The sequence below is a fragment of the Pseudomonas sp. M20 genome, assembly GCF_045037865.1.
Taxonomy (GTDB): Bacteria; Pseudomonadota; Gammaproteobacteria; order Pseudomonadales; family Pseudomonadaceae; genus Aquipseudomonas.
Map to the genome: position 1 here is coordinate 1505295 of NZ_CP173611.1, position 20113 is coordinate 1525407.

A 20113-nucleotide genomic window follows, 5' to 3' on the forward strand; every position below is an offset into this window, starting at 1 on the left:
ACCACGGCCCCTCAAGTCGCAAACAAAACCCCACGAATCTCGCCTGTGCGCGGCGCTACGACCACGCCCTCCAGCACCATCCGCGTGATCGTCTGCGCCGCTGTTTGATAATCCTCATCCTGCGGCACTTCGCGCCCCATGATCTGGCCCATCTGCCAGCCAATGTTGGTGTACGTGCGCGTCGCCGACCAGATAAACAACATCAAATGTTCAGGATCCACTGGCGCCAGCAAACCGCGCTCGATCCAGCTGCGCAGGCATTCAACATTGCGCCGCGCTTCGGCATGCAGCAGATCGCGGCACTCGTCCGGCAACTGTCGACCGCCGAGCAGCAGCTCGCCGCTGAACACCTTGGCAATCGCTGGATGCTCGCGGGCAATCCGGATCCGCGCCGCGACGTAAGCGCGCAGCCCCGTCAGCGGATCATCGCTTTCCCGCAGCACTGCCGAGGCCTCCAGCAGTGGCTCGACAAACCCCAGCAGCACTTTGCCGTAGAGGTTTTCCTTGGTCTGAAAGTAGTAATACAGATTGGCCTTGGGCACGCCGGCACGCGCGGCGATATCGCGGGTCTGGGTGGCGTCGAAGCCGTTGACGGCAAACTCTTCGCTGGCGGCGGCGAGGATCAACTGCTCGTTGCGTACGCGGATGGCGCTCATGGAAACGGAGACTGAATAGACGGCATGAAAAGGTTCTGGCGATTTTGGTTTCGCAATATACAAAACTATATAGCGGTGAAGCCAGCACACTTGACGGACAGCGCTATGCTGTTTCGATCATTGATTGGAAACGGAGCGGGGACATGACCCTTCAGGTACTGCGGGCCGACGTCACCCACCTGGATGCGGTGGCGCAGTTGTTCGACGCCTACCGAGGCTTTTATAAGCAGCCGTCGAACCTTGAGCAATCGCGCGCCTTCATCGCCGAGCGCATGGCCGGCGACGAATCAGCGATTTTTCTCGCTCAGGATGAAAACGGCGAAGCGCTGGGATTCGTGCAGTTATACCCGATGTTTTCGTCCATCGATGCTCACCGCACGTGGCTGCTCAGCGATCTGTTCACCGCACCTGCCGCCCGTGGACGCGGGGTTGGTCGACTGCTGATGAACACTGCGCGGGATTTTGCATCAGAGACGGGCGCCAAAGGACTGATGCTCGAAACCGCAACCGACAACTTTACCGCGCAGGGGCTGTATGAATCATTGGGTTATGTCCGCGATACGGGTTACTACACCTATTTGCTCGATTTGCGTCAGGGCTGAACAGCCGCCATCAGCATTTGCTCGATCTGCGCCAATTCCCAGGTACTGAGCAAACTCACCGGATCGGTGCCGTAACGCTGCCAGCGCTCTAGCGAGCCTTCTTGTCCATCGCCGTTGCGGGCGCATTCACAGTGGTGTAACCGCCCACCTTCAAAATCCAGCAGCAACAGCCAGCCTTCAATATCGACCGCGACCAGCCCGGCCTCGGCTGGCCGCTCGCAGACTTTGAAAGCGAGCACACCCAGCGCAGCCTCACGCAGACGCTGGCAGACCTCGCGGGCGCTCAGAAATGCAGACATGTTCAACTCAACGGTTACAGGAGCGCGTCAGCATAAAGCCCGAACCCACAAGTGTCAGCGTTCACTGGCCCGATCCGCGACAATTCCGTAACATCCGCAACCCTCTTTTTCCCGAACACCTGCAGCCGCGCTCGGTGGCTGCTCGATAGGTAAGCCATGAAACCGATTCGTCTGCGCGCTGATGTCCTGGCCGGACTCACCACCTCGTTTGCCCTGTTGCCCGAATGCATTGCGTTCGCGCTGGTGGCCCACCTCAATCCGCTGATGGGCCTGTACGGCGCCTTCATTATCTGCACGCTGACGGCGTTGTTCGGCGGGCGGCCGGGCATGGTCTCCGGCGCGGCGGGTTCGATGGCCGTGGTCATCGTCGCGCTGGTGGTGCAGCACGGCGTGCAGTATTTGCTGGCGACGGTGTTGCTTGGCGGTTTGATCATGATGGCGTTCGGGCTGTTGCGCCTGGGCAAACTGGTGCGCATGGTGCCGCATCCGGTGATGCTCGGCTTCGTCAACGGGCTGGCGATCATCATTGCTTTGGCGCAACTGGAGCATTTCAAGAGCGGTGAAGACTGGCTCAGCGGTACGCCGCTGTACCTGATGACCGGGCTGGTGGCGCTGACCATGGCCATCGTCTACATCCTGCCGCGCCTGACCCGCGCGGTGCCGCCGGCGCTGGTGGCGATCCTCGGCGTCGGTCTGTTGGTCTACCTGTTCGGCCTGCCGACCCGCACCCTTGGCGACATGGCGCACATTGCCGGTGGCTTGCCGACTTTCGCATTGCCGGACATCCCGTGGAATCTTGAAACCCTGCGCATCATCGCGCCTTACGCGATTCTGATGGCGCTGGTCGGTCTGCTGGAAACTCTGTTGACGTTGAATCTCACCGATGAAATCACTGAAACCCGTGGCTATCCGGATCGCGAGTGTGTGGCGCTCGGTGCGGCCAATATGGTCTCGGGTGCGTTCGGCGGTATGGGCGGGTGCGCGATGATCGGCCAGACCGTGATCAACCTCAGTTCCGGCGGGCGCGGGCGTTTGTCTGGCGTGGTCGCTGGCGTGCTGATTCTGTTGTTTATCCTGTTTCTGTCGCCGCTGATTGAGCGTATTCCTTTGGCGGCGCTGGTGGGTGTGATGTTTGTGGTGTCGCAGCAGACTTTTGCCTGGGCGTCGTTGCGGGTGGTGAACAAAGTGCCGCTTAACGATGTGCTGGTGATCATTGCTGTGACCACTATCACGGTGTTCACTGATCTGGCCACCGCTGTGCTCTGCGGAATTATCATTGCCGCGCTTAACTTTGCCTGGCAGCAGGCCCGCGAGTTGTACGCTGATGAGCATCTGGAGGCTGATGGCAGTAAGCTTTATCGTCTGCATGGCACGTTGTTTTTTGCCTCGACTGCGCCGTTTCTCAATCAGTTCGATCCGGCTAATGATCCGGCTCGGGTGACTTTGGATTGTCGGCATTTGAGTTTTGTCGATTATTCGGCGATTGCGGCGTTGAGGACTTTGCGCGAGCGTTATGCCAAGGCGGGGAAGCATTTGCAGGTGTTTCATTTGTCCGAGCGGTGCAAGAAATTGCTGAAGCGGGCGGGTGAGGTGCATCACTGATTATCTGGTTTACTGGGTGCATATCCGTTGCTGCGGGTGTTGCTGATTAGGGTTCCGCCCTTACGGCGGGTCACTTTTTCCAGACGCCGAAAAAGTAACCAAAAAGGCTTGCTCCTACGTGCGGCCCGCTCGCTGGGGCTCGGGGTTCCTTCGCTCCGGGATCCCTCCGGGCGCAGCGCCTACGGTTTGCTTCGCTGCACCTCCTCTCGCTGTGTTTGGCTTCGCCAAACGGTCGCTGCGCTCCCACGCCCGGATGAATCCCTCCACTCAGCCTTCCGACGTCGCCCGTGGATCAAGATCAAGAGCTGCAGCCGAGCTAACGCTCATCCTGTTGAGTGGGACGGCTTTGCCGCTTGGGTTGTACGCACGTTAAAACTGTGGGAGTGAGCCTGCTCGCGAAGGCGGCCTGCCAGCCGACCAATTTCTTGCTGATGTACCCGATCCAACTGTAGGAGTGAGCCTGCTCGCGAAGGCGGCCTGCCAGCCGACCAATTTCTTGCTGATATACCCGATCCAACAGTAGGAGTGAGCCTGCTCGCGAAGGCGGCCTGCCAGCCGACCAATTTCTTGCTGATATACCCGATCCAACAGTAGGAGTGAGCCTGCTCGCGAAGGCGGCCTGCCAGCCGACCAATTTCTTGCTGATGTACCCGATCCAACTGTGGGAGCGAGCCTGCTCGCGAAGGCGGCCTGACAGCCGACCTGTTTCTTGCTGATGTACCCGATCCAACTGTAGGAGTGAGCCTGCTCGCGATAGCGGTGTGTCACTCAAAGATGCTTTGAATGACACACCGCTATTGCGAGCAGGTCAGCTCCAACAGGTTTTGTGTGGCCGGATTCAGATGGCGGGGAAGTCAATGTCGGTCAGCGCCGCGTTGTTCAGGTAGTTGGTCAGGCTCTGCACGGCCACCAGTGCAATCACTTCAATGATCTTCACGTCGTCGATGCCGGCAGCGCGGGCGGCGGTGATCTGTTCATCAGTCAAATGGCCGCGACTTTCGGTCAGCTGACGGGCGAGGGTGGCGTAGGCGTTGAGTTCGCCTTGGCGGGCGGCGACGATGTCTTGCGCCGAGAGCCCGGCCTTGCCGGCAAACAAGGTGTGTGCCGCCAGGCAGTAGTCGCAACCGTTGACCTGTGAGGTGGCGAGGTACACCGCTTCTTTTTCCTGGGCGCTCAGCGAGGTTTTGCCGAGGATCGCCGAGGCTTGTACGTAGGTTTCGAGGGCCACCGGCGCTTTGGCCAGGGTGGTGAAGACGTTGGGCAGGAAACCGATTTTCTTTTTCACGCCTTCCAGTACTGGGCGGCTGGCGTCGGCGGCGGTTTCGAGGCTGATTGCGTGGATGCGGCTCATGGTGATGCTCCGAGAGTCCGGTGCGTAGTGCGCCGGGGATGGAGGTCATGTTATTGAGTGAGGCTGGTGGATTGGCGGCAAATCGTCGAGGATATGCGGCAGATCGTCCAGATATGCCCTTGGAGTCGTCCATGGATCGCCTTTCAACATTGCTCAGCCATTTCGGTGTGACTGCCGGCACTTTTCACAGCGGCACGTTCTGCGGCGTCGCGGTTCATGAAAATGAACCGGTCGGCCATGTGCATTTGTTGCAGGCCGGCGAGTTACTGCTCAAGCCGGGTAGCGAGCGCGAGGTCCGCCTCAGTGAACCGTCACTGATCTTCTTCCCCAGACCCTTCGCCCATCGCATGTTTGCTGACGAAGCCATGGACACTCAGGTGGTTTGCGCAACGCTGACGTTCGATGGCGGCTCCGGCAATGCACTGGCGGCGGCACTGCCGGATTATCTGGTGCTGAAGCTGACGGACATTCCGGAGCTGGGCAACACCGTGGAATGGCTGTTCAAGGAAGCGTTCGAAGGGCATTGCGGGCGCGTGGCGGTGATGGATCGACTGTTCGAACTGCTGGTGATCCTGCTGTTGCGGCATTTGATCAGCAGTCGCGAGCAACAACCGGGGATGATCGCCGGGCTGGCTGATCCGCGTCTGTCGCGTGCCTTGAACTCGATGCACGAGGAACCGCAAAAGCCATGGAGCGTGGCGGATCTGGCCTCGGTCGCCAACATGTCCCGCGCCGGATTTGCCGAGCAGTTTCGCCGGGTCGTCGGGCAGACTCCGGCCGATTATCTGCTGAGCTGGCGGGTCAGCCTGGTGCAGAAGCGCCTGCGTGAAGGCAAGCCGATTGCGCTGATTGCCGAGGAGGTCGGTTACGAAAGTCCTTCGGCGCTGGCCCGGGCGTTTCGGCGCAAGACCGGGCTCAGCCCTCGCGAGTGGAAGGCCGGCGCCTGAGGATCATTTGGCGAATTTCTTCGCCCCGGCCACACAGAGGATTACGCCCAACGTCACCGCGAGCATGCCGAGGCTGACGTGTTCATGCAGCAGCGTCGCCGCTAGCGCCAAGCCGAAAAACGGTTGCAGTAATTGCAACTGACCGACCGCGGCAATCCCGCCCTGAGCCAGGCCGCGATACCAGAACACAAAGCCGATCAGCATGCTGAACAACGACACATAGCCCAGACACACCCACGCCGACAGGCTGATCGTGCTGAACGAGGCGGGTGCCAGCCACAGACTCAAAACCGCCATCACCGGTAGCGACAGCACCAGTGCCCAGCAAATCACCTGCCAGCCGCCGAGGCTGCGCGACAGTTTCGCGCCTTCGGCATAGCCGAGGCCGCAGGCCAGAATCGCCGCCAGCATCAGTAGATCGCCGGTGGGCGAGGCAGTCAGACCTTGCGCGAGGGCGAAGCCGACCACCAGCGCGCTGCCAAGAATCGAGAACATCCAGAACACCGGTCGCGGCCGCTCACCGCCGCGCAGCACGGCAAAAATCGCCGTGGCCAGTGGCAGCAATCCGACAAACACAATCGAGTGCGCCGACGTCACGTGTTGCAGCGCCAGGGCGGTCAGCAGCGGGAATCCGAGCACCACGCCCATCGCGACGATAAACAGCCCCAGCCACTGATTACGCGCCGGGCGCCGCTCGCGAAACAGCCACAGCAGCGCCACCGCCAGTACCCCGGCGATCGCGGCGCGGACCACGGTGAGAAACACCGGGTCGAACTCCAGCACCGCCAAGCGCGTGGCGGGCAACGAGCCGCTGAAGATGACCACGCCGATAAAACCGTTGATCCAGCCGCTGGTTTTTTCCACTGCCGGGGTCGTCAGATTCGAGGTTTGTTCCATAGCAGATCACGCTCAGAAGTGGGTTGCGTTGCCGTGATGCTAGAGCCGAGAATCAGCACAATCAAAGAATTGTCATGGATACATCCGGCATGCCACGTTCTCGCTACAAGACAATCGTTGACGCCTATGCGGCAGACATTCGCTCGGGGCAGTTGCCGCCAGGTACGCGGCTACCGACCCACCGGCAACTGGCTGCTGAGAAAGGGCTGGCACTGGTCACGGCCTCGCGGGTGTACGCGGAGCTGGAGGCGATGGGCCTGGTCAGCGGTGAGACCGGGCGCGGCACGTTTGTCCGCGAAACCTCGCTGGCGCCGGGGCAGGGCATCGATCAGAAACAGGTGGCGGTCGGCATGATCGACCTTAACTTCAACTACCCGTCGCTGCCCGGTCAGGCCGATTTGTTGCGCAGCGCGTTGCGCCAACTGGCGTTGTCGGGTGATCTGGAGGCGTTGCTGCGCTACCAGCCGCACGCCGGTCGTGCCCACGAGCGTGCGTCCGTCGCTCGGCATCTGCTGACGCGCGGGGTGAACGTGGAGGCCGAGCAAGTGCTGATCGTCAACGGCGCCCAGCAAGGTCTGGCGGTGACGCTGATGGCGCTGCTCAAACCCGGCGATGTGATTGCCGCCGACGCGCTGACCTATTCCGGCTTTAAAGTGCTGGCCGAAGCGCTGCATCTGGAAGTCGTGGCGATTCCGTTCAGTGATCAGGGGCCGGATCTCGCCGCGCTGGACAAACTCTGCCGCAGCCGCTCGGTGCGTGCCGTGTACAGCATGCCGACCTTGCACAATCCGCTGGGTTGGGTGATGCCGTTTGCGCAACGCGAGCAGTTGGTCGCGATCGCCCGTCGGCATGATCTGACCCTCATCGAAGACGCTGCCTACGCGTTTCTGGTGGAAAACCCACCCCCGGCGTTAGTCGATCTGGCGCCGGAGCGCACGGTGTATGTCTCGGGCCTGTCGAAAAACATCGCCACCGGCTTGCGCGTCGGTTTCATCGCTGCACCGACAGAGACCGTGGCGGCGCTTGAACGCATCATCCGCGCCACGACCTGGAACACGCCCGGGATCATGACCGCGATTGCCTGCGGCTGGCTCGACGATGGCACGGTGACGCTGCTGGAAGAACAAAAACGCAACGACGCCAAGGTGCGGCAAGCGTTGGCGGCCGAGTTGCTCAAGGGACTACCGAGCATTGGTCATCCAGCGTCGTATTTCTTGTGGCTACCGCTGCCGGAAGACGTGCGCGCCGATCAGATTGTCGTCGAGCTGATGCACGAACAGATTTCCGTCACCACTGCCGAACCGTTCTCGGTGTCAGGCCATGTACCGCACGCGATCCGCCTGGCGCTGGGTTCAGTAGAGCTGGAGGTGTTGCGCCAAGCGTTGATCAAAATCAGAAAGATCATTGGCGCTTACCTGTAAAAACAAAATGCTACCCTTGCGCGGCCCGATGCAGACCGATCCGGAGCCCTCGATGAAAAACACCGCTGCACTGTCACTCGCCCTGATGCTCGCCACCAGCCTGTTCACTACGTTCAGCCATGCCGCGGGCGACCCCGAAGCCGGCGCGAAAATCTTCCCGCGCCTGTGTGGCGGCTGCCATCAGGTCGGCGAATCGGCCCGCCCGGGGTTTGGCCCGCAACTCAATGGCATCATCGGCCGGCCCGCCGGGACGTCAGCGAATTACGTGTATTCCGATGCGATGAAGAACTCAGGCGTGACCTGGGATCGCGAAACGTTGATCGCTTATCTGAAGGATCCGAAAGGCGTCGTGCCCGGTACGCGGATGATTTTCTGGGGGCTGAGTGATGAGGAAAAACTCGAGAACCTGTTGGCTTATCTTCAGACCTTCTCGCAATAACGGCAGGAGCTGCCGAAGTCCCTGATTGAAAATGACATGAAAAAGCTCTTCGGCGTTGTTGCTGCTTTCAAGGAACCACCATGAAATTTTTGCTATTGGTAACACCGCTGTTGCTTGCCACAGGACTGGCCCACGCCGGCATTCCCATGCTCAATGCCACCTGTCCGGGCAAGATCGAAGTGCATGCCGATGAAGGCGGGCCGATCTACATCAATGGCAAGGAAGGCCAGTTGAAGAAATTCAACGACAACTACTTCGAAGCCAAAGGCTCGGGTGTGACCATTTCTCTGAGCATCAATCCTGATGGTTCGCCGGCGGTTTCATACACCGGAAAGAACAGGGCCAACGGGGTTTGCGAAGTGAAGAAGGGCTGATCACGCCACCTGATTGCGACCCGCTGCCTTGGCCTGATACAGCTGTTGATCGGCGCGCTTGATCAGTGCGTTGTGGCTGTTGTCGGCCGGATCCGCCAGGCCGACGCCGATGCTCACCGTCACATTTCCGACCGCAGGGAAATCGGCCTTGGCTATCGCCGCGCGAATCTTCTCGGCGACCACTTCCGGGGTGTCGGGTTGGGCGATTTCCGGCAACAGCACAGCGAACTCTTCGCCGCCGTAACGGGCGACGAAATCGGTGGTGCGCAGGCTGCTCTGAATCAACTGCGCCAACTGTTGCAGCACCTCATCGCCCACCGCGTGACCGTGCGTGTCATTGATTCGCTTGAAGTGATCGGCATCGATCAGCAGCAGGGAAAACGGGCGTCCGGTGCGGCGGAACAGCAGTGTGTATTCGGTGAGTTTCTCGTCGAAACGGCGCCGGTTGTACACGCCGGTAAGGCCATCGTGAGTCGCCAGACTCAACAGTTCGGCGTTGGCCTGCGTCAGCGCTGCGGTGCGTTGCGCCACCGTGGCTTCCAGCGAGGCATTGGCCTCTTGCAGTTCACGCTCCTTGCCGAGCAGTGATTGCGTCATCGCATCGATGGACTGGCCGAGTTGGGCAATTTCCCGCACCGGGTGTTGCAGCGGGAATTGCGCGCCGGGCTCTTTGTTCTGGACCTTGCGGGCCGAACGGGCGAGCTGTTCGATCGGGCGGCTGAGGTACAGCGCCAGGTAATAGGCCACCAGCCCGAACAGCACCGCTGCGACCACACCGAGGATCAGCAATTTGTACATCAGCAGGCGCGCCGGTTGCAGCGCGGTTTCCAATGGCTGGCGCACGGCAATCGACCACGACAGCGCCGTACTCGATGGCGTCGGTACGGTGACCATGCTGGTGAGGAAGCCGTTACCCGCCGTCCAGTCCTGCAATTTCGAATCCGTCGCCGCCAGTTGCTGGCCCATCAGTGCTTCGGGATAGAGAATCTTGCCATCGTGATCGATGATCAACGCTTCAATATCCGGCATTGAGTTTTTATGCGCAAACGCCACTGACTCAACAATGCGCGTCACCCAACTCCAATGTGCGTGGGCGCCCAGTACACCAATCACCTGACCGTGGGCGTTGTGGATCGGCGCGGCGAAATCGATGAAACGCAGCGGCTCACCGTTCGGCAGCGCCGGGAGCATTTTCGCCAGCAGCACCGCTTCATGAGGGTCGCCGGTGTACTCACTGCGTAACCCGGCCTGGAACCACGGCCGTTGTTGCACCGACAGGCCGACCAGCAAGTCGTTCACCGCTTGATGCACCTTGCCCTCGGCATCGGTGACGCCCATCCACGCATACTCGGTGCGCGCTTGGGTGCGCAGTTGCATCGATTTGAGAATGGCCGGGTTGTCCAGATCGCCACGCTCCAGATGCGGCGCACGGCTGAGCAGATACACCTCCAACTGGCGTTCGCGTAGTTGTTCACCCAACAACGACGCGGCCGAACGCGCGGTGTTGAGCAAGGCATTGCCGCTGGCCTGCTTCATCTGTTCGGTGGCGATGTGGCCAACGTAGAAGCCCACGCTGAGCAGCGTCAGCAGGGACAAACCGGCAAACCAAAGGGTGAGGTGGCTACGCAGACTGGCTTTGAGCATGGGCGAGGTCTGTTTTGGAGTTGTGGCCGCATGGTATGCGCAATGGGCGGTGGGTGACCAGTCGGGGAATGGAGGGTTGCGGGCAGGAAAAAGCCCGGCTGATCAGGCCGGGCTTTTTCTTGGGTTTGCGATGAAGCCGTTGAGTTATGCGACGCGGCGTTCGATCAGGCGATCAGAACCACCTTCGGCAACACGGCGTTCGATCAGGCGATCAGAACCACCTTCGGCAACACGGCGTTCGATCAGACGATCGGAACCACCTTCGGCGACGCGGCGTTCGATCAGGCGATCAGCGCCACCTTCGGCAACGCGGCGTTCGAGCAGGCGATCGGAACCACCTTCGGCAACGCGGCGTTCGAGCAGGCGATCGGAACCACCTTCGGCAACGCGGCGTTCGATCAGGCGATCGGAACCGCCTTCGGCAACGCGGCGTTCGAGCAGGCGATCGGAACCACCCTCAGCAACACGACTTTCAATCAACTTGTCCGAGCCGCCTTCAGCGACCTGGGTGTGTGCCGGGGTGGCGGCAAAAGCGTTAATGGCGAAAACCGAAAAAGCGATGCTGAGAAGGGTCTGGCGTTTCATGATCGTGTGCTCCAAGGGGTAGTTGTTTGTCTGGAGCCGATGTTACGCCGTGGATTTTTTATGAGAACTTCATTGCCGTGATGGTGAACATCGACCGCAATGATGGTTCACCAATCCCCTGTAGGAGCTGCCGCAGGCTGCGATCCTTTGATCTTTCTCAGAGCGACTTCGCCGCCCGAACACACAGTTCACCGGTAGCCCGCGTCAGAGCCAGTTCATGCAGCGCGTCGTGGCTCAGCCCGCTGCGCGCCTTGGCCAGCCACACCGAGCAATTCGCATCATGGCGATACGGTGCGAAATCGGCGTATTGCTGCAACAGCCGGGTTTGCAGCTCATCCAGACGCGGGCGAATCTGCTTGCCCAGGTCGGGGCGCGGAGTGTCCGGCGCGGCACCCGCCGCCTGCCATTGCGAAAGCAAACCGTACTGCACCAGTTTGTTCGCCTCCATTTGCGCGGCAATCAGTTGCGCCACCTCTTCCGGGTCGAGCTTGTGCTCGGCGGCCAGCGCGCGGGCATTGGCGATGACCTGCGCCTCACGCGGGCTGTCCTGAATCGGCTTGCCGCTGTCCCATTTGGTCAGCGCGACGAGGTCGCCGATGTTCAGGCGCTCGTTGAGTGTTTCCAGCAACGGCTTCAAAGTTTCCGCGGGCGCGGCAGCGGCAGCGTGAGCGCTGGTGGCGAGCAGGGCGAGTAGGCTGGCGGTCAACAGATTGGCAAAGTGCGGCATGGACAGAGCCTCAATGAGAGCAATAAAAGTGGCCAGTTGTTTACCACAGCTCTGAACCGACACCTACAGATCCGTGTCAATTACACAGGCGTGGGCACCGGCAATAAACATCGATTTGAAATGTTAATTGCGCCCCGCGTGCAACTCGCCGAAGCTATCCTTCATCAGCCCTCCCGCCGTTCGAGATGGACCTCTATTCAATGCAAGCCGTCGCCCAACGCCCCCTCTGGCACACCTACCTGCTGTTCCTCGCGCCGATGGTACTGTCGAACTTTCTGCAATCGATGTCGGGCACGGTCAACAGCATCTACATCGGCCAGATGCTCGGCACCCAGGCGTTGGCGGCGGTGTCGGGGATGTTTCCCATCGTGTTCTTCTTTATCGCACTGGTGATCGGCCTCGGCGCGGGCGCCGGTGTGTTGATCGGTCAGGCGTGGGGCGCGCGTGAACCGCACATGGTCAAGGCGATTGCCGGGGCGACGCTGTTGCTGGGCGTGTTGATCGGCCTGGTAGCCGCAGTATTGGGCAGCGTGTTTGCGCGACAGGCATTGGCGGGGTTGGGGACGCCGGCGGATGTGCTCGACGATGCAGTGGCGTATGCCCATGTGATGATGTGGATCTTGCCGTCGCTGCTGGTGTTTGTGTTGTTCACGCAACTGTTGCGCGGGGTCAGCGATACGCTGTCGCCGTTGCTGGCGCTGATGGTCTCGACCTGTGTCGGGCTGGCCCTGACCCCGGCGCTGATTCGCGGCTGGTTCGGCCTGCCGCAACTGGGCATTCAGAGTGCGGCGTACGCGGGGTTGGCCGGCAACCTGGCGGCAATGGCATGGCTGGCGTGGCGCTTGATTCGCAAGGGTCATCCGCTGGCGCCGGACCGCGAGTTCTTCGCTGCGCTGCGCCTCGACGGAGCGATTCTCGGCAAGGTGTTGCGGATCGGTCTGCCGACCGGCGTGCAGATGATTGTGCTGTCGCTGTCGGAGCTGGTGATTCTGGCGCTGGTCAACCAGCACGGATCGCAAGCGACGGCGGCCTATGGCGCGGTGACGCAGATCGTCAACTATGTGCAGTTCCCGGCTCTGTCGATTGCAATCACCGCGTCGATCCTCGGTGCGCAGGCCATCGGCGCCGGGCGACTGGAGCGCATGGGGCCGATTCTGCGCACCGGGCTGCTGATCAACGTGTGCCTGACCGGCGGTTTGATTGTGCTCGGCTACCTGTTGTCGCACTGGTTGCTGGGGCTGTTCCTGACCGAGGACTCGACCCGGGCGATGGCTGAGCATCTGCTGCACATCATGTTGTGGAGTCTGTTGGTGTTCGGCTTCCAGGCAATCATCGGCGGGATCATGCGCGCCAGCGGCACGGTGTTGGTGCCGGTGGTGATTGCGATCATTTGCGTGGTCGGCGTGCAACTGCCAGCGGCTTACTGGCTGGATGGAAAGTACGGTTTACAAGGTGTATGGATGGCGTTTCCGGTGGCGTATCTGGGCATGCTGGTGCTGCAGACCTTGTATTACAAACTGGTCTGGCAGCATCAGAAGATCGAGCGTCTGGTCTAGGCGCTGGCGTAACAGTCAGATGTTTGCTTAAGTCAATCGAGGCCCTCGACGGCTGGTCCCGCCCGGAGAATTCCATGTCGATCCGATTGCTGCTGGCTGCCGCGTGTTCGCTGTGCGTCGTCTCTGCCACACAGGCCGTTGAATACTCGCGGGTCAATACCAACGCCAGTCAGATCAGCTTTACCTACAACCAGATGGGCTCGCCGATGTACGGCACCTTCGGCAAGTTCGAATCGACGCTGGACTTCGACACCGACAACCTCGCCAACGCCCATGCCACGTTGCATATCGACCTCAGCAGCATCGATGCCGGCAGCGAAGACGCCAACACCGAACTGGTGAAACCGGCGTGGTTCGACACCGAAAAATTCCCCGTGGCGGTGTTCGAATCCCGGCGTTTCACCCAAGTGGCCGAGCGCCGCTACCTGATCGACGGACAGCTTACCCTCAAGGGCATTACCCGCGAAGTGCAAGTACCGGTGGAATTGAAACCGGGCAGCGACATCGGCATTTTCGACGGTGAGCTGATACTCAAGCGCGACGAGTTCGGCCTCGGCGCGGGGGAGTGGGCGGACACCGTGGTGTCCAAGGACATCGCCATCAAATTCAAAGTGGTGGCGCCGCAGCAGTGACCTCGCCAGTCAATAAAACCGATCCTGTTCTTTCATTGCCTGAATCTGCCAGAACGTCCTGCCCGAGATCAGCAGAAACAGCAGCGCGAGCAGCACGCCGCCGGTCATGATGTAGAAGCTCGTACGGTAACCCTGCAACTGGCTGGCGATGCAGCTTTTATCCGGCATCCACGGCGACACCAGCAGGGTGATCGGGCCATCGACTTCATACTGGGTATGCTCGACGTAGCGTTCGTCGGCATGTTGCCCTTCATGGGTCTGGCCTTGGGCATCGGTGTATTGATAGTGAATGACCTTGCCATTGGCGTTCATTGGAATCCGTTCCAGTGCCGTGACGCTGCCACGGGTTTCCACACCATTGAAACTCAGCGCCCCATATAGCATGCCGGACTTGTGAGCCATTGCAGCGAGCAGCAGCACCACGCAGCAAGCAACGGTGAGCATGACGATACGGTTGTAGAGGTGATCCTTGGCAGCTTCGCGTGGGTAATACATGGCCGATCCCTGGTGGTGACATTGGTAGGAGACCGTTACATCGGCGCTCGGAAAAGGAACTTTAGACGTCCGCCGGGCCGGTCACGGTATGATGTCGCGGTTCGTCGACCGCTGCGGTTGTCGGCAACGCTTTTTACCGTCGGAGTTCGTCATGCCACGCATCACCCACTACAAAACCCCATGCCCCGAAGACGTCAACAGCCAGATTCTGCAACTGGTCGTCGACTACCTGACCGATATCAGCGCGGTTGGCCTCGGCCCGAGCAACCTGCTGTACAACGTCTATCAGTACGCAGTCGGCTATGAGGTGCATCTGTATCTGGAAGCGTTGAATGGCGAGAAGGGCACCGACGTCGAGTTGCTGGTTGCCACCGACGAGGATGATCCGGAGCAAGTCATTGGTTTTCTGTTGTACCTGCCAGTGCAGGGCGATTGGGAGGCGTGCAGCGTCGCCTATATGGCGGTGCGCGAAGGGCATCGGCGTCAGGGTGTGGCGCGGGCGCTGATCGGCGAAATGGTCGGGCGTTATCCCCACGCGGAACTGGCCTGCACGGTCGGCAAAGTCCCGTACTTCGAAGCGCTGGGTTTTGAGGTCATTGGCCAGCGTGAAACGCAGGTATTGATGAGCACCCGGCATTATCGCAGCAACGGTCTGCGCGGATTTATCGACACCACACCGATTTACCGGTCGCTGGAAGTGCAGCAGATCCACACCTATCTGCTGCAGAAAAACGGCAAGCGCGCGATGCTCGACGCCGAGAAACAGCGTGACCGACACCTCGATCAGACTACTCGTCATGTCGAGGAGTTTGTCCGCCAGCGCCTGACCGTGCACTGACCTCACATCTCTGAAAAAGCCCTTGCTGTGAATGCCGCAGCAAGGGCTTTTTTGTGTCCCCGATTCAGCCGAGTTTGACGTTCATGGTGATCCGCGCCGTGAACACTTTTTTGCCCTCGGTATCGTGAATGTCCACGGTGACGATCTTGTCGCCTTCGCTCTGCCAATCCACGCCTTCACCACTGGCCACCGCCGTCACATCGGTTTTTGCCTTGGCCAGATATTCCACGGTCATGCCTTTGGGAATCCAGCGTGCGCCGGCCGGGATCGACACATCGGTCATCATCCCGGCGGCGAGTTCTGCCGCGTTGCACATGGCAATCGCATGTACGGTGCCGAGGTGGTTGGTGATCTCACGGCGAAACGGCACTTGTACCGTCGCCGAGTTCGCGCGCAGCTCGGTCACCAGCGGGTTGATGGTGCTGAAGTACGGCGCGACCTGGCAGGCCATCTGGCTGAACGCTTGCGGGCCTGCGCTATTGAACATGCTGAGAAACTGACTCATGGAAACGCCTCGCGGAAAGTGATTTTGCAGAATTATGTTCCGTTACAGAATAATATTCTGTAACGGAACGGTATTCTGTCTGCGGGAAATCTGTCAACCTGTGCGTGTTTTTTCCATGGGCACGACGTGTGTCTTTCAATCCCGATTTTCAGGCAGTGAGCCGCATGGATACCGCAGATCTACTTGAACGCAGCTACCCCGGCCGCCGTGCCGAACTCAAGCGCGATATCTTTCGCAAGGCGCTAAGCCTGTTCAACGAGCAGGGGATCGAAGCCACCACCATCGAGATGATTCGCGCCGAGTGCGACACGAGTGTCGGGGCGATCTATCACCATTTTGGCAACAAGGAGGGCTTGGTCGCCGCGTTGTTTTTCACCGCGCTGGAGGATCAGGCGCGCCTGCGCGATGCGTATCTGGATGCAGCGCAAACCACCGAGGAAGGTGTGCAGGCGCTGGTGTTCAGCTACGTCGATTGGGTCGAGCGTCAACCCGAATGGGCGCGTTTCCAGTACCACGCGCGGTTTGCCGTGACCAAAGGGCCATTCAAGGACGAACTGGCCGAGCGCAACAAAACGCGCAATCTGCGTCTGCGCGACTGGCTGGCCGAATCGGGGCGCGCTGCCGAACTCAAGGCCTTGCCCGCCGAACTGTTGCCGTCGTTGATCATCGGTCAGGCCGACAGTTACTGCCGTGCCTGGTTGGCGGGGCGGGTGAAGGGCAGTCCGGCGGACTATCGCGAGTTGCTGGCGCAAGCGGCCTGGCGCTCGATTCGCGTCGATGCGCTGCCGGACTGCTGATTTACGCAGACAAAAAAAGAGCCTCAAAGCTCTTTGATGGGGAGGAAGTAGAGCCCTCGAGGCTCAAGATGCGCATGAAGCAAGGCACGGGCTTGATTGGGGTTCAGAGCACCCGCGCCTACGCAGCGCTCGATAGAGCGGAGCCACTGCGTGATTCCATCGTAGGAGTGTGCAAGTGACGGCTCAAGTACCGCCAGTCGCCCGGGCGGCGGCGCGAACCTGGCACCCAAATACTGACGTGATCCTGCGTAGGAGTGAGCCTGCTCGCGATGGCGGTGGGTCAGTCAAATCAGCTTCAACTGACAAACCGCCATCGCGAGCAGGCTCACTCCTACAGGGGAACAGCGGTGTCAGCGCGATCCTGGCCAGCCTGCCTTGGCTAGCGCGGCGAGCAGGGTGTTGGCATCGAGTCCCGGCACCGAATGCCCATTACCTTCGGTGCTGTCACTGGCCAGCAAGGCATTGATGATCGCCTCTTCAACCGCCTCGGTCGCGGCCAGAAACAGCTCGCTGATGTGGTCGTTATTGACCATGCGCAAGCCGTCACAGGTCGGCGCGCCTTTGCCTTCGTAGGCAGCGGGCGGCACGTGAGCGTTGCCGGTTGCGAAGGCGATGAAAATGTCGCCGCTGTGATCCTCGTTGCCACCGCCGGTGCGCGCCAGACCGAGGCTCGCACGCTGCGCCAGCCGCGTGCACTGGTGCGGCAACAGCGGCGCGTCGGTGGCCAGGCAGACGACAATCGAACCCATGCCCGGATGCGGCAATGAGGCGCGCAGGAACGGCGAATCCTTCTGTTCCATATAGCGCCCGACCGGATAGCCATCGACCCGCAACTCACTGCGAATACCGTGATTAGCCTGCACGATCGCGCCGACGGTCCAGCCACCCTGAGCATCGCTCAAACGCCGCGACGCGGTGCCGATGCCACCCTTGAATTCATGACAGATCATGCCGCTGCCACCGCCGACCGCGCCCTCTGCCACGGGACCGGCGACGGCCGCGCTCAACGCTTCGGCGACGTGTTCAGGCTGGACATGAAAACCGTTGATGTCGTTGAGCAAGCCGTCAAAGGTTTCCAGTACCACCGGCATGTTCCAGTAGAGGCGACCGTCGTCGGGTTGCTGTTGGCGATCCAGTGCAATCAATGCATCGCGCACCACGCCAAGGCTGTGGGTGTTGGTGAAGGCAATCGGGCTGGTCAGCAGCCCCGCCTCGCGAATCCATTCAAGCCCGGTGGCGTCACCATTGCCGTTGAGCACATGCACGCCGGCAAAACACGGTTGCTGATTGGTCGAGCCCGGGCGCGGTTCGATCAGCGTGACGCCGGTGCAGATGTCCCGCCCGGTGCGGCTGCGCCCGCGCACATTGCTGTGGCCGACGCGCACGCCGGGCACGTCGGTGATGGCGTTGAACGGGCCGGGCGGCAGCTGGCCGATGCGGATGTTGAGGTCACGGGCACGAGGTTTCATTGATTTCTGTCTCTCTAAAAAATGCAGGGTTGTTCACCGCCCCTGTGGGAGCGAGCCTGCTCGCGAATGCGTCGGCACTTTCAACACATCAGTGCCTGACCCACCGCTTTCGCGAGCAGGCTCGCTCCCACAGGGTTTTGTGGAATGTTCAAAAAGGGATTACTGGCCGTTCTTGACCTTGCTCCACACCCGCGTACGCACGCGCTCGGTGGCTTTCGGCAACGGTTCAAGGGTGTACAGCGTGGCCATCGCCGTGGCCGGTGGATAAACCGCCGGGTTGTCCCGCGTGGCCTCTGTAACTAGCGCAGTCGCCGCGCGGTTGCCATTGGGGTACGACAGATGATCACTGACCGGCGCGATCACTTCGGGCCGCAGCAGATAGTCGATAAAGGCCAGCCCTTGGGGCCGATTCGGCGCGTCCTTGAGCAGCACCAGCGTGTCGAACCACACCGGCGCGCCTTCCTTGGGCAGGCTGTAGGCGATCTTCACGCCGTTGTTGGCCTGCTCGGCATTGGTCTTGGCTTCCAGCATGGCCCCCGACCAACCGACCGCCACGCAAATGTTGCCGTTGGACAGGTCGCTGATGAATTTCGACGAGTTGAAGTAGGCGATATGCGGACGCAATTTCAGCAGCAGCGCTTCGGCTTTTTTATAGTCTTCAGGATCGGTGCTGTTCGGTGGCAAGCCGAGATAGTGCAGGGCGACCGGCAGCATCTCCGACGGCGAATCGAGCATCGCCACACCGCACTGGCCGAGTTTGGCGAGGTTGGCTTCGTTGAACACCAGATCCCACGAGTCGACCGGCGCCTTGTCGCCCAGCGCCGCGCGCACCTTGTCGACGTTGTAGCCGATGCCGTTGGTGCCCCACAGATACGGCACGGCGTATTGATTGCCAGGATCGTTGTTGGCCAGTTTCGCCAGCAAGTCGCTGTCGAGATTCTTCCAGCCCGGCAGTTGATCGCGTGGCAGCGGGGCGAGGGCGCCGGCCTTGATAAGCGTCGGCAGGCTGAAGTTGCTAGCCACCACCACGTCGTAGCCGCTGCGGCTGGTCATCAGTTTGCCTTCGAGGACTTCGGCACTGTCGAAGGTGTCGTAGACCGGTTGGATACCGCTGTCGCGCTGGAAATCGTGGAGGGTGTTCGGGCCGATGTAGTCGTACCAGTTGTAGACGTGCACGCTCGGCGCGTCGGCGGCCATGGTGATCGAGCCGGCGCCAATACCGGCCAGCAGGCCCAGTTTAATGCTGAGGTTGATACAGCCACGGTGACCACGCATGATGCGGCACTCCTGGCCTGTGCAGGCCGGTGATGAACAGGAGTGCTCAGCCTATCCGGCCGGTCACGCCTGACCCATTCCCATCATGGGTTACTCAAAAGGGGTAGTGCGTGGACGCGTTGCTGCAGGAGTTGCCAGTGCATCAAAGCCTGGCGCGGGTATTTGCCGGTGTCGGTCAGGCTGGTTTCTGGCGTGCGCTGGTGGACACCTTGCGATTGCTGGTGCCGCTGGACAATGCGCTGGTGGCGCTGATGAAAGCCGGGCAGGCGCCGCAGTTGCTGATCGACTTCGACAGCAGCGGACGCGCCGACGAGCAGGAAGAATTGGCCGGCTACAGCGCCGGGATGTACCTGCTCGATCCGTTTTATCAAACCGCGTCGACCGGCATCGCCGACGGCTTGCACAGCCTGGCCTCGGTGGCGCCGGACCAGTTTCTGCACAGCGAGTACTACCAGAGCTACTTTCGCTCGGTGGTCGGTGAAGACGAGTTGCAGTTCATGGTCAACGTCGGTGGCGGCGTACTCGGTTTGTCATTGGGCCGCTCGACGCCGTTCGATATGGCCGAGCAGGGCAGGCTTCTGTGCGTGCGTGACTGGGTGTTGGCGGCGATGCGTCGGCATGTGCAGTTGCTGCCGCCGCAGGGCGCGGTGGCGGAGGCGGTGGTTGGTGATCTGGCGGCGTTGCTCGACCGCTTCGATGCGCGGCTTACGGTGCGCGAGGTCGATACGGCGCGGCTGATTTTGCAGGGTTTCTCCAGCAAGGCGATGGCCCAGCAGATGGGCATCTCGCCGGAGACGGTCAAGGTGCATCGGCGCAATCTGTATCACAAGCTCAATGTCACCGGGCATGGCGAGTTGTTTGCGCTGGTGCTGCGCCCACCAACTCCCTGATTCACCACAATCCCCCCTGTAGGAGTGAGCCTGCTCGCGATAGCGGTGTGTCAGTCAAATAAGTGTTATCTGACAGACCGCTATCGCGAGCAGGCTCACTCCTACAAGGGGA

22 protein-coding genes are annotated in these 20113 nt (G+C 60.8%); 11 read left to right on the top strand and 11 right to left on the bottom strand.

Translation table 11 applies throughout. The features are described from left to right. Window positions 1-11 precede the first annotated feature (11 nt). On the bottom strand, window positions 12-656 hold the full coding sequence (locus ACI514_RS06810; protein WP_405123341.1) for a TetR/AcrR family transcriptional regulator: 645 nt from the start codon (window positions 654-656) through the stop codon (window positions 12-14). Between the two features lie 143 nt (window positions 657-799). Between ACI514_RS06810 and ACI514_RS06815 the strand changes: the two genes are divergently transcribed. Beyond that, entirely contained in the window at window positions 800-1258 is a 459-nt protein-coding gene (locus ACI514_RS06815; protein ID WP_160058593.1) for an N-acetyltransferase, read from the top strand. Here ACI514_RS06815 and ACI514_RS06820 read toward each other — a convergent pair. Continuing rightward, a complete protein-coding gene (locus ACI514_RS06820; protein WP_160058592.1) occupies window positions 1249-1557 on the bottom strand; it encodes a hypothetical protein in 309 nt (102 codons plus the stop codon). The genes ACI514_RS06815 and ACI514_RS06820 overlap by 10 nt on opposite strands. A 156-nt stretch (window positions 1558-1713) precedes the next feature. On the opposite strand from ACI514_RS06820, the gene ACI514_RS06825 reads away from it, so the two are divergent. Beyond that, entirely contained in the window at window positions 1714-3159 is a 1446-nt protein-coding gene (locus ACI514_RS06825; RefSeq protein ID WP_405123342.1) for a SulP family inorganic anion transporter, read from the top strand. Window positions 3160-3997: 838 nt separating this feature from the next. On the opposite strand, the gene ACI514_RS06830 is transcribed toward ACI514_RS06825, so the two are convergent. Further along, entirely contained in the window at window positions 3998-4510 is a 513-nt protein-coding gene (locus ACI514_RS06830; protein ID WP_405123343.1) for a carboxymuconolactone decarboxylase family protein, read from the bottom strand. A 131-nt stretch (window positions 4511-4641) separates the two neighbouring features. On the opposite strand from ACI514_RS06830, the gene ACI514_RS06835 reads away from it, so the two are divergent. Further along, the gene (locus ACI514_RS06835; RefSeq protein ID WP_405123344.1) at window positions 4642-5457 is read left to right on the top strand and encodes a cupin domain-containing protein; all 816 of its coding nucleotides are present in this window, start codon (window positions 4642-4644) and stop codon (window positions 5455-5457) included. A gap of 3 nt (window positions 5458-5460) precedes the next feature. On the opposite strand, the gene ACI514_RS06840 is transcribed toward ACI514_RS06835, so the two are convergent. Beyond that, window positions 5461-6354 carry a DMT family transporter gene (locus ACI514_RS06840; protein WP_405123345.1) on the bottom strand — a complete coding sequence of 298 codons (894 nt, stop codon included), beginning with the start codon at window positions 6352-6354 and terminating at the stop codon, window positions 5461-5463. A gap of 89 nt (window positions 6355-6443) precedes the next feature. On the opposite strand from ACI514_RS06840, the gene ACI514_RS06845 reads away from it, so the two are divergent. From ACI514_RS06845 to ACI514_RS06855, 3 genes are all read left to right on the top strand, one after another. Then, complete coding sequence (locus ACI514_RS06845; RefSeq protein ID WP_405123346.1) at window positions 6444-7775, top strand: PLP-dependent aminotransferase family protein; 1332 nt, start codon at window positions 6444-6446, stop codon at window positions 7773-7775. Between the two features lie 52 nt (window positions 7776-7827). Then, window positions 7828-8214 (top strand): cytochrome c family protein, encoded by a 387-nt coding sequence (locus ACI514_RS06850; RefSeq protein WP_160058586.1) that lies wholly within the window; start codon window positions 7828-7830, stop codon window positions 8212-8214. Between the two features lie 80 nt (window positions 8215-8294). Beyond that, window positions 8295-8588, top strand: coding sequence for a hypothetical protein (locus ACI514_RS06855; RefSeq protein ID WP_405123347.1), 294 nt, complete (start codon window positions 8295-8297; stop codon window positions 8586-8588). Here ACI514_RS06855 and ACI514_RS06860 read toward each other — a convergent pair whose 3' ends face one another. From ACI514_RS06860 to ACI514_RS06870, 3 genes are all read right to left on the bottom strand, one after another. Further along, complete coding sequence (locus tag ACI514_RS06860) at window positions 8589-10232, bottom strand: diguanylate cyclase (RefSeq protein WP_405123348.1); 1644 nt, start codon at window positions 10230-10232, stop codon at window positions 8589-8591. It lies immediately after the preceding gene. A gap of 144 nt (window positions 10233-10376) precedes the next feature. Next, window positions 10377-10817, bottom strand: a complete 441-nt coding sequence (locus ACI514_RS06865; RefSeq protein WP_405123349.1) for a phage infection protein — start codon at window positions 10815-10817, stop codon at window positions 10377-10379. 157 nt (window positions 10818-10974) lie between these two features. Continuing rightward, window positions 10975-11544, bottom strand: a complete 570-nt coding sequence (locus ACI514_RS06870) for a chorismate mutase (protein ID WP_160058582.1) — start codon at window positions 11542-11544, stop codon at window positions 10975-10977. Window positions 11545-11744: 200 nt separating this feature from the next. Here ACI514_RS06870 and ACI514_RS06875 point away from each other — a divergent pair, with 200 nt between their 5' ends. Then, window positions 11745-13100 carry an MATE family efflux transporter gene (locus ACI514_RS06875; protein ID WP_160058581.1) on the top strand — a complete coding sequence of 452 codons (1356 nt, stop codon included), beginning with the start codon at window positions 11745-11747 and terminating at the stop codon, window positions 13098-13100. A 74-nt stretch (window positions 13101-13174) separates the two neighbouring features. Further along, the gene (locus ACI514_RS06880; RefSeq protein ID WP_405123350.1) at window positions 13175-13732 is read left to right on the top strand and encodes a YceI family protein; all 558 of its coding nucleotides are present in this window, start codon (window positions 13175-13177) and stop codon (window positions 13730-13732) included. A gap of 9 nt (window positions 13733-13741) precedes the next feature. On the opposite strand, the gene ACI514_RS06885 is transcribed toward ACI514_RS06880, so the two are convergent. Continuing rightward, window positions 13742-14227 carry a DUF3592 domain-containing protein gene (locus ACI514_RS06885; RefSeq protein WP_160058579.1) on the bottom strand — a complete coding sequence of 162 codons (486 nt, stop codon included), beginning with the start codon at window positions 14225-14227 and terminating at the stop codon, window positions 13742-13744. Between the two features lie 151 nt (window positions 14228-14378). Between ACI514_RS06885 and ACI514_RS06890 the strand changes: the two genes are divergently transcribed. Continuing rightward, window positions 14379-15065, top strand: coding sequence for a GNAT family N-acetyltransferase (locus ACI514_RS06890; protein WP_405123351.1), 687 nt, complete (start codon window positions 14379-14381; stop codon window positions 15063-15065). A 64-nt stretch (window positions 15066-15129) separates the two neighbouring features. Here ACI514_RS06890 and ACI514_RS06895 read toward each other — a convergent pair whose 3' ends face one another. Further along, the gene (locus tag ACI514_RS06895; RefSeq protein WP_160058577.1) at window positions 15130-15570 is read right to left on the bottom strand and encodes a hotdog fold domain-containing protein; all 441 of its coding nucleotides are present in this window, start codon (window positions 15568-15570) and stop codon (window positions 15130-15132) included. Window positions 15571-15734: 164 nt separating this feature from the next. Between ACI514_RS06895 and ACI514_RS06900 the strand changes: the two genes are divergently transcribed. Beyond that, window positions 15735-16367, top strand: coding sequence for a TetR/AcrR family transcriptional regulator (locus ACI514_RS06900; protein WP_150750786.1), 633 nt, complete (start codon window positions 15735-15737; stop codon window positions 16365-16367). 350 nt (window positions 16368-16717) lie between these two features. Here ACI514_RS06900 and ACI514_RS06905 read toward each other — a convergent pair whose 3' ends face one another. Together ACI514_RS06905 and ACI514_RS06910 are read right to left on the bottom strand one after the other, a co-directional pair. After that, entirely contained in the window at window positions 16718-17836 is a 1119-nt protein-coding gene (locus ACI514_RS06905; RefSeq protein WP_405123352.1) for a P1 family peptidase, read from the bottom strand. A gap of 159 nt (window positions 17837-17995) precedes the next feature. Then, the gene (locus tag ACI514_RS06910; RefSeq protein ID WP_405123353.1) at window positions 17996-19111 is read right to left on the bottom strand and encodes an extracellular solute-binding protein; all 1116 of its coding nucleotides are present in this window, start codon (window positions 19109-19111) and stop codon (window positions 17996-17998) included. A 110-nt stretch (window positions 19112-19221) separates the two neighbouring features. Here ACI514_RS06910 and ACI514_RS06915 point away from each other — a divergent pair, with 110 nt between their 5' ends. Beyond that, on the top strand, window positions 19222-20001 hold the full coding sequence (locus tag ACI514_RS06915) for a helix-turn-helix transcriptional regulator (RefSeq protein ID WP_160058574.1): 780 nt from the start codon (window positions 19222-19224) through the stop codon (window positions 19999-20001). Window positions 20002-20113 lie beyond the last annotated feature (112 nt).

Coding starts and splice junctions, on each gene's coding strand:
- ACI514_RS06870 (WP_160058582.1), bottom strand. CDS start 11,544: ATGCCGCACTTTGCCAATCTGTTGACCGCCAGCCTACTCGCCCTGCTC.
- ACI514_RS06815 (WP_160058593.1), top strand. CDS start 800: ATGACCCTTCAGGTACTGCGGGCCGACGTCACCCACCTGGATGCGGTG.
- ACI514_RS06850 (WP_160058586.1), top strand. CDS start 7,828: ATGAAAAACACCGCTGCACTGTCACTCGCCCTGATGCTCGCCACCAGC.
- ACI514_RS06830 (WP_405123343.1), bottom strand. CDS start 4,510: ATGAGCCGCATCCACGCAATCAGCCTCGAAACCGCCGCCGACGCCAGC.
- ACI514_RS06900 (WP_150750786.1), top strand. CDS start 15,735: ATGGATACCGCAGATCTACTTGAACGCAGCTACCCCGGCCGCCGTGCC.
- ACI514_RS06890 (WP_405123351.1), top strand. CDS start 14,379: ATGCCACGCATCACCCACTACAAAACCCCATGCCCCGAAGACGTCAAC.
- ACI514_RS06840 (WP_405123345.1), bottom strand. CDS start 6,354: ATGGAACAAACCTCGAATCTGACGACCCCGGCAGTGGAAAAAACCAGC.
- ACI514_RS06810 (WP_405123341.1), bottom strand. CDS start 656: ATGAGCGCCATCCGCGTACGCAACGAGCAGTTGATCCTCGCCGCCGCC.
- ACI514_RS06860 (WP_405123348.1), bottom strand. CDS start 10,232: ATGCTCAAAGCCAGTCTGCGTAGCCACCTCACCCTTTGGTTTGCCGGT.
- ACI514_RS06835 (WP_405123344.1), top strand. CDS start 4,642: ATGGATCGCCTTTCAACATTGCTCAGCCATTTCGGTGTGACTGCCGGC.
- ACI514_RS06905 (WP_405123352.1), bottom strand. CDS start 17,836: ATGAAACCTCGTGCCCGTGACCTCAACATCCGCATCGGCCAGCTGCCG.
- ACI514_RS06895 (WP_160058577.1), bottom strand. CDS start 15,570: ATGAGTCAGTTTCTCAGCATGTTCAATAGCGCAGGCCCGCAAGCGTTC.
- ACI514_RS06855 (WP_405123347.1), top strand. CDS start 8,295: ATGAAATTTTTGCTATTGGTAACACCGCTGTTGCTTGCCACAGGACTG.
- ACI514_RS06910 (WP_405123353.1), bottom strand. CDS start 19,111: ATGCGTGGTCACCGTGGCTGTATCAACCTCAGCATTAAACTGGGCCTG.
- ACI514_RS06885 (WP_160058579.1), bottom strand. CDS start 14,227: ATGTATTACCCACGCGAAGCTGCCAAGGATCACCTCTACAACCGTATC.
- ACI514_RS06820 (WP_160058592.1), bottom strand. CDS start 1,557: ATGTCTGCATTTCTGAGCGCCCGCGAGGTCTGCCAGCGTCTGCGTGAG.
- ACI514_RS06875 (WP_160058581.1), top strand. CDS start 11,745: ATGCAAGCCGTCGCCCAACGCCCCCTCTGGCACACCTACCTGCTGTTC.
- ACI514_RS06845 (WP_405123346.1), top strand. CDS start 6,444: ATGCCACGTTCTCGCTACAAGACAATCGTTGACGCCTATGCGGCAGAC.
- ACI514_RS06825 (WP_405123342.1), top strand. CDS start 1,714: ATGAAACCGATTCGTCTGCGCGCTGATGTCCTGGCCGGACTCACCACC.
- ACI514_RS06865 (WP_405123349.1), bottom strand. CDS start 10,817: ATGAAACGCCAGACCCTTCTCAGCATCGCTTTTTCGGTTTTCGCCATT.
- ACI514_RS06880 (WP_405123350.1), top strand. CDS start 13,175: ATGTCGATCCGATTGCTGCTGGCTGCCGCGTGTTCGCTGTGCGTCGTC.